At 55.0% G+C, this 11811-nt stretch carries 13 protein-coding genes; 9 read left to right on the top strand and 4 right to left on the bottom strand.

Annotation, left to right across the window (positions count from 1 at the left end; genetic code table 11):
• The first annotated feature begins 152 nt into the window (after positions 1-152).
• The 3 genes from IPN28_06590 to IPN28_06580 all read left to right on the top strand — a co-directional run bounded on the left by IPN28_06590 (position 153) and on the right by IPN28_06580 (position 2888).
• The gene (locus tag IPN28_06590; protein QQS58477.1) at positions 153-1853 is read left to right on the top strand and encodes a flagellin; all 1701 of its coding nucleotides are present in this window, start codon (positions 153-155) and stop codon (positions 1851-1853) included.
• Between the two features lie 191 nt (positions 1854-2044).
• On the top strand, positions 2045-2440 hold the full coding sequence (locus IPN28_06585; GenBank protein ID QQS58476.1) for a flagellar biosynthesis repressor FlbT: 396 nt from the start codon (positions 2045-2047) through the stop codon (positions 2438-2440).
• Complete coding sequence (locus IPN28_06580) at positions 2421-2888, top strand: flagellar FlaF family protein (protein QQS58475.1); 468 nt, start codon at positions 2421-2423, stop codon at positions 2886-2888. The genes IPN28_06585 and IPN28_06580 overlap by 20 nt, the downstream gene beginning before the upstream one ends.
• A gap of 71 nt (positions 2889-2959) precedes the next feature.
• On the opposite strand, the gene IPN28_06575 is transcribed toward IPN28_06580, so the two are convergent.
• Both IPN28_06575 and IPN28_06570 read right to left on the bottom strand, forming a co-directional pair.
• On the bottom strand, positions 2960-3169 hold the full coding sequence (locus tag IPN28_06575; GenBank protein ID QQS58474.1) for a hypothetical protein: 210 nt from the start codon (positions 3167-3169) through the stop codon (positions 2960-2962).
• A gap of 161 nt (positions 3170-3330) precedes the next feature.
• Entirely contained in the window at positions 3331-3858 is a 528-nt protein-coding gene (locus IPN28_06570; GenBank protein ID QQS58473.1) for a flagellar protein FlaG, read from the bottom strand.
• A 598-nt stretch (positions 3859-4456) separates the two neighbouring features.
• On the opposite strand from IPN28_06570, the gene fliF reads away from it, so the two are divergent.
• From fliF to IPN28_06545, 5 genes are all read left to right on the top strand, one after another.
• A complete protein-coding gene (gene fliF / locus IPN28_06565) occupies positions 4457-6124 on the top strand; it encodes a flagellar M-ring protein FliF (protein ID QQS58472.1) in 1668 nt (555 codons plus the stop codon).
• Between the two features lie 9 nt (positions 6125-6133).
• Positions 6134-7153: a flagellar motor switch protein FliG gene (gene fliG / locus IPN28_06560; GenBank protein QQS58471.1), complete on the top strand. Its 1020-nt coding sequence runs from the start codon at positions 6134-6136 to the stop codon at positions 7151-7153.
• Positions 7154-7188: 35 nt separating this feature from the next.
• Complete coding sequence (locus IPN28_06555; protein QQS58470.1) at positions 7189-7995, top strand: hypothetical protein; 807 nt, start codon at positions 7189-7191, stop codon at positions 7993-7995.
• 71 nt (positions 7996-8066) lie between these two features.
• Positions 8067-8390, top strand: coding sequence for a flagellar motor switch protein FliN (gene fliN, locus IPN28_06550; GenBank protein ID QQS58554.1), 324 nt, complete (start codon positions 8067-8069; stop codon positions 8388-8390).
• Between the two features lie 37 nt (positions 8391-8427).
• Positions 8428-9276, top strand: coding sequence for a MotA/TolQ/ExbB proton channel family protein (locus tag IPN28_06545; GenBank protein ID QQS58469.1), 849 nt, complete (start codon positions 8428-8430; stop codon positions 9274-9276).
• On the opposite strand, the gene IPN28_06540 is transcribed toward IPN28_06545, so the two are convergent.
• Complete coding sequence (locus IPN28_06540) at positions 9264-9965, bottom strand: hypothetical protein (protein QQS58468.1); 702 nt, start codon at positions 9963-9965, stop codon at positions 9264-9266. The two genes, IPN28_06545 and IPN28_06540, sit on opposite strands and share 13 nt — an antisense overlap.
• An 80-nt stretch (positions 9966-10045) precedes the next feature.
• On the opposite strand from IPN28_06540, the gene IPN28_06535 reads away from it, so the two are divergent.
• Positions 10046-11422 carry a sigma-54-dependent Fis family transcriptional regulator gene (locus IPN28_06535; protein QQS58467.1) on the top strand — a complete coding sequence of 459 codons (1377 nt, stop codon included), beginning with the start codon at positions 10046-10048 and terminating at the stop codon, positions 11420-11422.
• Here the strand turns inward: IPN28_06535 and IPN28_06530 are convergent.
• Entirely contained in the window at positions 11419-11709 is a 291-nt protein-coding gene (locus IPN28_06530) for a hypothetical protein (protein QQS58466.1), read from the bottom strand. The two genes, IPN28_06535 and IPN28_06530, sit on opposite strands and share 4 nt — an antisense overlap.
• Positions 11710-11811: the final 102 nt, after the last annotated feature.

The following is an 11811-nucleotide window of genomic DNA, read 5'->3' as shown; positions in this document are numbered from 1 at the left end:
CCGGCAAAATCCTGAAAACCCTTAATTTTCACAACTTTAATTTTGTCCCGTTAAATAAACGTTTAACCAAATTTTAATTCAATGTTACTATCATAGAGTCTTGAAGCTGGGAGAGGATTTCCCGGCAAAACACCTAGGAAAGGAGTACTACTATGTCTTCCGATGTAGTTCTTACTGCAGCGTTACGGAACAATTTGCTTTCGCTGCAAAACACCCAAAGCCTTATCGATAAAACCCAGCTTCGTCTCGCGACGGGGTTGAAAGTCAACTCCGCTCTGGACAACGCGCAGAACTTCTTCGCCGCGCAAAGCCTGAGCAACCGCGCCAGCGACCTGAACCGTCTTCTGGACGGGATCGGGCAGTCGATCCAGACCATCAAGTCCGCCGACAATGCGGTTTCGTCTTTGCTCAATCTCATCGAGCAGGCCGATTCCGTGGCCACGCAGGCCCGTGACGCCCTTGCCGGCGGATCGGCCGAAGCGCGGGTCACCGGAAACCGTGACCTGTCGGGCGAAACCAACGTCACCGCGATTAACGGGATTGCCAACGGTGACACGATCGTGATCTCCGTCACCGACCCCGACTCCACGACGGCGGGCGCTCTTGTCGACTTCGACACGGCTAACGGCGGTCAGCAGGATCTGACGATTACCTTCAACACCAACGACTCGATCGAACAGATCATCGCCGAGATCAACGACAACAACAACCTCACGGACCGTGTGGTTGAAGCGCGTCTGGACTCGGAAGGCAATCTGGAGATCAAGTCGCTCAACGGCGGCAACGCGCGTATCAACTTCGTGACGGCAGCAGCCACCGATGCGGCGAACCTCGGCCTTGCCCAAGCCCTTGGCTTCGGCGATCAGGCTCTGATCCGCGCCGACGGCGGTAACGGCACCAACAACGTCGAAGTGACGGCCTTGTCTACGCCCTCCCTGACCTCGTTCGCCTTGTATGAGGCGTCCGGGAACCTGGCAGAGCGAAGCGACCTGATCTCGGCTTTGACCGACAATGCCGGAACGGCTTTGAACACCGGCATCAACAACGCCGGCGACACGTTCTCCATCGGTATCAACGGCGGATCGGCCGTATCGTTCACTTTGAACGCCGCGACGATCCAGAGCTTCATCGACACGATCAACACCAACACCAGCCTGAATGAACTGGTGCAGGCGACGTTCGACGATGAAACGGGCCAGATCACCATCCGGGCCGTCGACTCTTCCGTCCAGACCGTGCAGATCGGCTTCACCGGTAACGCGGCCAACGATGCCCTTAACATCGGCTTCGGAACGCACTCACTGGTGACCGGAACGGCTGCCAACGCCCAGATCGAGAACCTTAATCTCGGCGCTGCGGCTGGCGAACTGGCGACTTTGGAGGAGGAATATACCAATATCCTCTCCCAGATCGATCAACTCGTCGGCGATGCCGGATACCGGGGTACGAACCTTCTGAACGGTGACGACCTGACCACCTTCTTCAACGAAGACCGGTCCAGTTCGCTCATCACCGAAGGCGTCGTGTTCACCTCCGGCGGTCTCGGGGTTTCCGAAGCCAATTTCGCCCGGCTTGAGAGCGTTGACGACGCGATCACCGAAATCCGCTTGGCGACCGACACGATCCGTTCCTTCGGTAACAGCATCGCGAACGACCTGGCGATCATCCAGACCCGCGAAGACTTTACCAAGAACACGATCAACAACCTCGAGGAAGGCGCCGACAAGCTGACGGTCGCCGACCAGAACGAGGAAGGCGCGAACCTTCTGGCTCTGCAAACACGGCAGACCTTGGGCGTCACCTCTCTGGCACTGGCTTCCCAGTCCCAGCAGGCCGTTCTGAGATTGTTCTAATTCTTACCATAAACTAATACCCAAGAGTCGGCGGAAGAACTCCGCCGACTTTACTTTTGCTTTATTTCTGTGGGCGGTTTTATCTTTTTTCCGGGATAACCATTTATCAAGAAAAATCTGCTATGTTAGGATCAGCACTCTGAGTCAAAGCAGGATGCTTTTCTTTTTTCATTATTAAGTGGAAGAATTCCATGGCGCTGGTTATTGATCTAAAGCCGAACGAAAAAATACTGATCGGCGAGGCCGTGATTACCAACGGCACTCAACGTGCGCGGTTCCAGATCGCCGGAGATGCCCCTATTCTGCGTGAAAAAGACGTGATGAAAGAAGAAGAGGCCGACACGCCGTGCAAGCGAATCTATTTTCTCGTCCAGTGTATGTATCTTGCGCGAACCCCGCGGGATTACCACAAAAAATATTTCGACATGGTCAGCGAGATTCAGACTGCTTCGCCCTCCTCCGCTTTTTTCTTTATGCAGATTAACGATCACATTATTTCGGACTCTTACTACAAGGCTCTGAAAGTGTCGCGGCAACTGATTGACCATGAGAGGGAACTCGTAAGCAATGCGCTCAAAAAACAATAACCCCTATGCCCAGGCGGCGGGCGCCTATGATAACAACGCCCAGCAAAATACTCCCGACCAGCGGGAGCTTGAAGGGCGCGTGTTGCTGAAGTCGGCGCGGATGATGCAGGATCTGGTGCGCGAGTGGGACAGCCGCACGACCGAAATTCTGGAAGCCACGCTTTTATACAATCGGCAAATCTGGATGCTGTTTTACGACACGGCGATCGGCAACCCCGAGGGCAATCGGCCCAACGATTTGCGGAGCAACATCATCAACCTCGCCAATTTCATTTTCAAGCGGGAGCTTGAGATTCTCTCCAGCCCGCAGAAGGACAAGCTCAACGTCCTGATCAACATCAATAAGGAAGTCGCGGCCGGTCTGCTCACCGGGCAGAAGGCCGCCGCCGCGCAGGCGGCGCAATCCCCTCCTCCCGCCGCCGGGAGTTCGACGAATATCGAGGGTTGATGGGGCGGCGCCTACGCCTAAAGGAAATAAATTTTCTCGACATCTGAAATACTAGGCATATTTACTCTCCATTAATAAGAACCAACGTGAGTTTTCCAAGCGGGTGCAGGTTTAAAGGGCGGCATATTGAAAGAGCAATATTTCCCATCTGAAACCCAGCATATCCATAGTCCTATCTTATGGTTGGCAAATGCCCACCCAAAAACCAGAATCACAGCCCCCAAAAAAAGGATCAAATACGTCCCTTTTCTTTTTGTTTTTTTTGGAATGTCTTCGCTCATAGTAATAAATCCTCATACACTTATTATACAGATCGTGACTGCGTTGTCAGACCCCTGACCGGGGATCCATAAAAATTCCGCCGCTGCTTTCGAAGATTTTTCCGACATAAAAAAAAAGCGCACCGTTCGTTGCGCTTTTACCTTAGCAAATATTTTACAACTTAAGCCAGAACGCTGACCTTCGCCGATCCCGCGCTTTGACCGCCCGCGCTGAAGGCGGCCGTCGCGATCTGGGGCGGGGCGGAGCTGTTGGCCGGGGGAGAGGACGTCACGTCCTGCACCGTAATAATGTCGGCGGATGTGGATTTACCGGGAATACGGGAGCGCGAGGGCTGAGCCGTGGTCTCGCGCACTTCGGGCGTCACCGCCTCTTCTACTTCTACAGGTTCGGACGATTCCTGCTGACGCAGGCTCTGCAGGCGGCGGACTTCCAGGCTTTCCTCGGAGGGAAACTGGCGAACGACGTCGCCGGTGCTGGAATCGCGAATTTGAAGCACCGCTTTGTTGTAATTCAAATCCAGATGAATATAGGGGCTGATGTAGGGAACCTGCGGCGCGTCACGTAGAGGCTCGGCCGCCTCCTGCACCCGTGCGGGGTTTGCGGATTGGGCGCGCTGCGTACTCGCCTGATCCGCCGTCGCCCGGAGGACCGCTGAGCTTGATACCGATGAATTGACTGCTTCTATCATGTCATTTCAGTCGTTGAGCGTTTTGCACCTATCGTATGGCCGTTTCGCCTTTTAAACTTTAGACGTAATCCAGACATACTAACCTATCATCATATTACGGGAAAAAATGCAAAATGTCAATGAAAACAGAAGTAACCATCCTCCATTTTCTATCAGAGCAGTGCTCTTATTTTATGATTTTTACAATCATCAGGTGATTTGCTTTTAATAAATGTATTAATTATTTATTAATATGGTGGATAATGATAAGTAATTACTTCAGCAAGCATAGAAACCTTCTTTCCTCCACATAAAAAACTCTCTAGTTTTCCAACTTCCGTCCTCACTCACTCCCTTTATTATTTCCAATAATCCTATCGAGGCCAAGTAATCGGTGGGCCTGCCCTCATCCCGACCGTTTCTTTTTTCATAAACTTGCTTTTTGATTCGCTGTTTTTGAAAATTACCCGAAAGAGCCGCTTTGATATTTGCCAGAATTAAAATTCTCAAGTAGTTTAGATTGACTGCAATCGCCTTCGGTTGCAGACATTGTCTGTTTGTACTGCTCCCCCACCCTTCCCCGGGGCTCGAGCGTGCGGGCATCAAGAGGTTTGCGATCGTGAACAGTTTTCTGGATACATTAAGACAGCTCGGGCCGGCGCGGCTTTTAATGATGTCGGCCATAGTGCTTGGCCTTCTGATCTTTTTCGTGTTTATCTCCCTGCGCGTGTCCTCGCCGGACATGAAGCTTTTGTATGCCGATCTGTCGGTCACGGATTCCGGGGCGGTGGCCGCGAAGCTTGAGGAACTTCAGATTCCTTATGATATGTCTTCGGACGGATCGCGGATTTCCGTTCCCGGCGACGATGTCGGACGGGCGCGGATGCTTCTGGCCGAGGAAGGGCTGCCGAACGGCGGATCCATGGGTTATGAGATTTTCGATAAACAGTCCGCCTTTGGGACGACGAATCTCGTGCAGAATATCAATCAGGTCCGCGCCCTTGAGGGTGAGCTGGCGCGCACGATCAGCGAGATGGATAATGTCCGCAGCGCCCGTGTGCATATCGTCTTGCCCGAGCGTGAGCTTTTCCGGCGCGAAAACCGGGAAGCTTCGGCCAGCGTCTTCATCAACATTCCGGCGGGGATCGTGCTTGCCCGCACACAGATCGCCTCTATCCAATCGTTGGTGGCGTCTTCGGTTTCCAACCTTAAGGCGTCAAGCGTATCGGTTATCGACAGCAACGGGAACCTGCTGGCCAAGGGCGGAAACGAGGACACTGATCTTGTCACCCTTGAGGCCGAGGACCGGCGCCGCAGTTTTGAGGCCAATCTGGTCAATAAAATCGAGGAGCAGGTCAGCCGCGTGGTCGGGCCGGGCAAGGTTACGGCGATTGTGACCGCCGATATCAATTACGACCAGATCAGCATGAACGAGGAGAGCTACAACCCGGAGGGGCAGGTTCTGCGCTCCTCTCAGGTTACCGAGGAGAGCAGCACCGAGCGCGAAGCGCCGGGCGATGAGGTTTCGGTTGAAAACAATCTGCCGGGACAGAATTCCGGTCTTCTGCTTGGCGAAGAGCCTTCCGCACAGAGCAACAAGACGGAGGAAGTCACCAATTATGAGATCAGCAAGACCGTCAAAAATGTCGTCCGGCAGGTGGGTGAAATCAAGAAACTCTCCGTTTCCGTTCTGGTCGATGGCAGCTACACCACCGATGAGGAAGGGAAAAAAACCTATGCGCCTCGGCCGCAGGAAGAGCTTGACGCGATCACGTCTCTCGTGAAGTCCGCCGTCGGGATCGACGAGGATCGCGGCGATACGATTCAGGTCAGCAACCTGCAATTCGCGGAAATCGACACGGCCGAAGAAATCGTCGATGACCGCTACCTGTTCGGGTTCGAGAAGAGCGACCTTATTGATGCGGCGGAAGTCATTACCGTGGGCGTCATGATGATCCTTGTCGTGCTGCTTGTCCTGCAGCCAATGGTCAGCCGTCTGCTGGCAACAGAAGGCGGCGGCGGGGCGACGGGCGGCGGCGGACGACGCGTTGAGCCGGATATGATCGCCGCCATGCCGTCCAATCCTGCTTTGGCCGCTCCAACCGGAGGCGGAGGGAGCATGAGCGAACCCGCTTACGCCAAGCAAGCGGAAGAGTCCCTTGTTGACATTCAGGGCGTTGAGGGGAAGGTCAAAGCTTCCACCTTGAAAAAAGTTGAGGAAATCGTCGATAATTACCCGACCGAAACCGTTTCCGTCATCCGCAGCTGGATGACGCAAGAGAGTTAAGAGGCTTGTATGCGCGTCCGTGACGATTACCGCTCTCTCTCCGGCCCGGAAAAAGCCGCTATCCTTATTCTTTCCCTGAGCGAGGAGCAGTCCTCGAAGCTTTTTGGCATGATGGACGATGAGGAGATTCTAGAACTCTCGCAGATCATTTCCACTCTGGGGCGGATCAGCCCCGGTGTGATTGAGCGCCTGTTCATCGATTTTGCCGAGCAGATGAGTTCAACCAATGCGGTTGTCGGCTCCCATGACAGCACTGAGCGGCTTCTGCTGAAATCCGGGATGAACCAGGATAAAATCGACTCCATTATGGAGGAGATCCGCGGTCCGGCAGGGCGGACGATGTGGGAAAAACTGGGCAACGTCAACGAGGAAGTGCTGGCCAATTTTCTACAGAAAGAATATCCGCAAACCGTCGCGGTCGTACTTTCAAAAATTTCCACCGACCATGCCGCCCGTGTTCTGGGGCAGTTTCCCGACAGTTTTGCTATCGAGGTCATCCAGCGGATGCTGCGGATGGAGACGGTGCAGAAGGAAATTCTCGATGAGGTCGAAAAAACTCTGCGGAAGGAGTTCATGTCCAACCTCGCCCGCACGCAGCGGCGTGACAGTCATGAAGTTGTGGCGGAAATTTTCAATAGCCTTGAGCGCTCGGTTGAATCCCGTTTTATGGAAGAGCTGGAGCGCATGGTTCCCGATTCCGCTGAAAAGATCCGCAGCCTGATGTTCACGTTCGAGGATCTGGGCAAACTCGATCCGGCGTCCGTGCAGACCCTCATCCGCGCTGCCGACAAAGAAAAACTCCCGACCGCTCTCAAGGGTGCCACCGAGACGATGCGCGACCTGTTCTTCTCCAATATGTCCGAGCGCGCCGCCAAGATCATGAAGGAAGACATGGCCGCCATGGGGCCGGTCCGCCTCAAGGATGTCGAGGAGGCGCAGCAGTACATCGTCAACGTGGCCAAGGATCTGGAGGCCCGGGGCGAAATCGTGATCGCCAGCGGCAGCACGGAAGACGAGATGATATTCTAAGCTGTGTATACCTGTTTTACTATAGAGCGAGCCCGATGACCAACCGCAAGGGACAGCCTTTTTTCTTCGACCAGAACGTCTTCGACGAAGTTGGGCGGATGACCTCCAAGAACAAGGGGCCGCCGCTGGAGTTCACCGCTCCCGATCTTGAAAAGGCAAAAGCCGAAGCCTACGAACAGGGGCGGAAGGCGGGTTTTGCGGAAGGACAGGCGGGACTGACGAAGCAGGTTCTCGCCCTCGTCCAGAATATCCGGCAGAATTCGAGCCTGCTATTTGCGGCGGAGGATGAGCGGAAGGCGCTTTATGAAGCCGAAGCGCTGAACCTGACCTATTCCATCGTGCGTAAAATCTTTCCGCTTCTTTCCCGCCATTCGGGGATTGAGGATGTGCGCGAAAAATTACGCGAAATCGTTGCGGCGGGTCTCAAGAGCAACACACTGATCATCGAGGTTCCGGTGGCGCTTGCCGAGGAGACACGCGCCTTTATGGCGCAGGAAAACATGACACCGGAGACGGGGTTTCAGTTGAACGCGTCCTCTGCCCTGCGCGGCACCGAGTGTCGGCTGAGCTGGGCTGACGGGGGGGCGATCCACGACCCCAAAAATATTGCGCTGAAAATTTTTTCCATTCTGGAAGAGACTCTTGCGGCCCGCGGTATTACGGTCCATGATGAGGGGGAGATGTTTTTGGATTCCTTGCCGGACGATGCCCCTGCGCCGTCTGGTTTGCCTGTTTCGGATCAGGAGAAACCCGAAACGGCGAAAGCGAACGATGTCTCGGAGAAGGCTGCGCCCAAAAAGCGCGGCGGCAAAAAGAAGAATGAGGATGCTGGAGAGAGCTGATGAGCGACGATAAAAAAGCCAGCCAGGACGATGTGGACAATATGTTCGGCGGCGGTCCGGCCAAGGCGGGCATGGCGTTGAACGAGATCGACGAGGCGCCCGAACTCAAGGGCATGAACGAACAGGATTACGAAGTCGGACAGCCGATGGCCGGAGATGTCAGCGCCATCTATGACATTCCTGTTCAGATTTCAGCTGTTTTGGGGCGCTCGACCATGCAGGTCAGCCAGCTTCTGAAGCTCGGACGTGGCGCGGTGGTCGAACTTGATCGCAAGGTCGGCGAGGCGATTGATATTTATGTCAATAACCGTCTGGTCGCCCGCGGAGAGGTGGTCGTGGTTGACGATAAGCTGGGCATCACCATGACGGAAATCGTCAAATCCGACCGCGGCTAGAACAGCGCGTATCTTTATCTAAACAACCGGAGACTTCATGAGCGACGCCGCCGAAGCCGTAACAGCGCAGGACACCATCCCCATCCCGGTTGTACGAATTCCCGTTGCCGCCAAGCGGGCGGACCTTGCGACCGTCTTCGGTCTGGCCCTGACGCTGGCCCTTATTGTAGCTGCGATGATGTTTTCACGGAGCGAGGCCAGCTTTATCGATATTCCCTCCATTCTGCTCGTTGTTTTCGGCACCTTGACGGCCACCTGCACAGCCTACACTACGGATGAACTCCGCAAGACGGGGAGCGTCATTGCTGCCGCGTTTTTCCGTCCGGTGCGCGAACCCTCGCGTCTGGCGCAGAGCCTGATGGATATCGCCACGGTGGCGCGCAAGCGGGGGCTTTTAGCGCTGAGCGCCTATGAGGGGGAGATGCGGAAGGAACCGTTTCTTGCCAAATCCTTCCAGCTTGTCGTGGACGGGTACAGTGCCGAGGATATCGACCGGATGCTGAAAATCGAGATCGACAGTTTCATCGAGCGGCAAAAACGTTCGTCGAGCGTCCTCCGGCGGGCGGCGGAAATCGCCCCGGCGATGGGCTTGATCGGGACGCTGGTCGGGCTGGTGCAGATGCTGGCCGATCTGGAGAATCCGGAGGCGATCGGTCCCGCGATGGCGGTCGCTCTGCTGACCACCTTTTACGGCGCGATCATGGGGAATATTATTCTGGCGCCGATGGCGGTCAAGCTCGATAAACACACGGCGGACGAGGTGCAGATCATGAACCTGATCCTCAAGGCGTGCCGTTCGATCGTCAGCCACGAAAACCCGCGCAGCCTTGAGATGGCGTTGAACGGGGAACTCGCGCCCTCGGATCAAATCCGTTATTTCGACTGAGTTTTCCCTGGTTCCAGGCGCAAATCCCCCACCAACATCAGGCGCGGGCGGTCCGAGCGCAAGGCACGGTGGACGAAGGCGCGGCGGCGGTCGGTCTGGAGGAGTTTCTTCAGCCATTTCCCAAGGGCGCTGACATTCTTGTTGCGGACACGCTGTCTCCAGATATCGCCGGGCCGGAAGGCGTAGATCGGCGCATCAGGTTTGCAGGTCACTTTATGCCCCTCGACCTTCAGCACATCGTCATTACGCATAAACTCGGTGACCGGATCGTTGTAGCAGGTCATGAAACGGTCGAAATCCTGCATCACGCCATCGACATGAAACTCATGCGTGGTTTCATCCTCGGTATAGGTCTTGAGAATACGAATATGCGGGCGGGCGCCCGAATGATGGAAAAACTCCATATCGGTCAGGACGACTTCGAGCGCGGCGAGAAGTTTTTTATCGGAGAGGGTTTCGCGGAAATCGATGAGTTTTTGCCTGTCGGCGTATTTGATGAAAATCTCCGAATCGGTGAGTTGAAAATGCTCGGCCATCACATCCGCGAGCCCCTCGAAGTCGCCTTTCAGTCGCCGGGGATAGAGAATCACATTCGCAAAGTGGCCAAAATCGGTCTGCAGCAGGGCGCAAAGGTCGCCGACGACCTTTATTCCTTCGTAATCCGCTGGTATATAGTTTTTTTGTGCCATATGTATATAGTATAGCGGTGAACGTCTTTATTTACCGTAAAATTATGGTTATGTCTAATTAGTTCGAGGGTTCACTTACTATGCGTTTAATGATTATCGGTCAGCTTGAAGGCTATATCACCCAGGCGGGCAAGATCGCCCTCCAGCGCGGGGCCAAGGTGATTCATTGCGAGGATACCGAGCAGGCTTTGGGGGCGTTGATGAACGGCAAGGGCGCGGACCTTGTGATGATCGACGTCAAGCAAAAGATCGGCCCTTTCATCGAACGGCTCAAGACCGAGCGTATTCATCTTCCGGTTGTCGCCTGCGGGGTCAGCACGGATGCGCGGGCGGCTGTCAAGGCGATACAGGAGGGGGCCAAGGAATACGTGCCCCTGCCCCCCGATGCCGAGTTGATCGCGGCGATTATCGAGGCGGTGACTGAAGACAACAGCAAGATGATCGCCAACGACCCCTCCATGCAGGCGGTGGTCAAGCTGGCCGACAAGATCGCGCCTTCGGAAGCGACCGTTCTGATTACGGGTGAATCCGGCACGGGCAAGGAAGTCATGTCCAAGCATATCCATGCCAAATCCAAGCGCAAGAACGGGCCGTTCATCGCTGTTAACTGCGCGGCCATTCCTGAAAATCTTCTGGAGTCGGAATTGTTCGGGCATGAAAAGGGCGCCTTTACCGGCGCAAGTGCGCGGCGGATCGGAAAGTTCGAGGAAGCCGGCGGGGGAACCCTGCTCCTTGATGAGGTCAGCGAGATGCACCCGCAGCTTCAGGCCAAGCTGCTGCGCGCCATTCAGGAGCGGGAAATCACCCGCGTGGGCAGTAACGATTCTGTCAAAGTCGATGTGCGGATTATCGCCACGTCCAACCGGAATCTTGAGCAGTCCGTCCAGAAGGGCGAATTCCGGGAAGATCTTTATTTCCGCCTGAATGTTGTTAACCTCGCCCTGCCCCCGCTGCGGGAACGGCCCGGGGATATCAGGATTCTGGCGCAGTTCTTTATCGACAAATATGCCGAAGCCAACGGGGTTTCAAGCAAGAAAATCTCCGCCAGCGCGATGCGGCTGCTGACGGATTGCCAGTGGCGCGGAAATATCCGCGAACTTGAGAACACCATGCACCGGGCGATCCTGATCTCTGCCGAGCCGGAGATCGAGGATGCGGCGATCTTCCTGCAAAGCGGTCCGCTTTCCTCTCCGGGGGCTGAGGCGGCTGCGGCCAGACCTGCGGTTGCGCCGTCATCTGCGGCCGCGCCGCTGCAAAACGAGGGCGCGGTTGAGAATCTGATCGGGCGGACGATTGCGGATGTCGAGCGGGACATGATCCTTAACACTCTTGACCATTGTCTGGGCAACCGGACCCATGCCGCGAAAGTTCTGGGGATTTCCATCCGTACGCTGCGGAACAAGCTCAACCAGTACAAAGACGAGGGCTTAAAAATCCCTGCCGGAGCTGCGGGTTAGGCTCTGTTTTCCTTTGTGGTGAAAAAATCCTTGGTGCCGATTTTAATCAGGCCGATAAATGCGGCGACCTGCGCCACGTTTAACAAAAAGACTCCGAGGTTGTGGCTGTGGAAAAAGGCAATTTCGAAACTGGAGGTGATGAATACCCAGTAGAGGAAAAGATTAATGCCGTTATCGAACGTCCAGAGAAATTCATGCCCGCGGCCATGCAGCATCTTCCGGTAGCTTGTCCATGTCAACAGCGCCATATAAAGATTGGCGGCGATGTATATCCACAAGAGCAGCATATGCCTCCCCTTTCCTTATTTTAACTTAGAAACCCCCGATTTGCATATCGTGAGATGAACCGCTAGAATGAGTCAGGAGGCAGAATCCTGCTTTTCCGTCTT

It is taken from the genome of Alphaproteobacteria bacterium (genome assembly GCA_016699735.1).
In the GTDB taxonomy this organism is placed as follows: domain Bacteria; phylum Pseudomonadota; class Alphaproteobacteria; order Micavibrionales; family Micavibrionaceae; genus JAGNKE01.
The sequence above is the reverse complement of the archived record's forward strand: the minus strand, read 5'-3'. Positions and strand labels throughout refer to the sequence as shown.

Bases quoted from the DNA above. Each gene is read 5' to 3' on its own strand.
- IPN28_06580 (QQS58475.1), top strand. From the start codon at position 2,421: ATGCGCTCAAAAAACAATAACCCCTATGCCCAGGCGGCGGGCGCCTAT.
- IPN28_06540 (QQS58468.1), bottom strand. From the start codon at position 9,965: ATGGCACAAAAAAACTATATACCAGCGGATTACGAAGGAATAAAGGTC.
- IPN28_06545 (QQS58469.1), top strand. From the start codon at position 8,428: ATGAGCGACGCCGCCGAAGCCGTAACAGCGCAGGACACCATCCCCATC.
- IPN28_06590 (QQS58477.1), top strand. From the start codon at position 153: ATGTCTTCCGATGTAGTTCTTACTGCAGCGTTACGGAACAATTTGCTT.
- fliN (QQS58554.1), top strand. From the start codon at position 8,067: ATGGCGTTGAACGAGATCGACGAGGCGCCCGAACTCAAGGGCATGAAC.
- IPN28_06585 (QQS58476.1), top strand. From the start codon at position 2,045: ATGGCGCTGGTTATTGATCTAAAGCCGAACGAAAAAATACTGATCGGC.
- IPN28_06555 (QQS58470.1), top strand. From the start codon at position 7,189: ATGACCAACCGCAAGGGACAGCCTTTTTTCTTCGACCAGAACGTCTTC.
- IPN28_06575 (QQS58474.1), bottom strand. From the start codon at position 3,169: ATGAGCGAAGACATTCCAAAAAAAACAAAAAGAAAAGGGACGTATTTG.
- fliG (QQS58471.1), top strand. From the start codon at position 6,134: ATGCGCGTCCGTGACGATTACCGCTCTCTCTCCGGCCCGGAAAAAGCC.
- IPN28_06535 (QQS58467.1), top strand. From the start codon at position 10,046: ATGCGTTTAATGATTATCGGTCAGCTTGAAGGCTATATCACCCAGGCG.
- IPN28_06530 (QQS58466.1), bottom strand. From the start codon at position 11,709: ATGCTGCTCTTGTGGATATACATCGCCGCCAATCTTTATATGGCGCTG.
- IPN28_06570 (QQS58473.1), bottom strand. From the start codon at position 3,858: ATGATAGAAGCAGTCAATTCATCGGTATCAAGCTCAGCGGTCCTCCGG.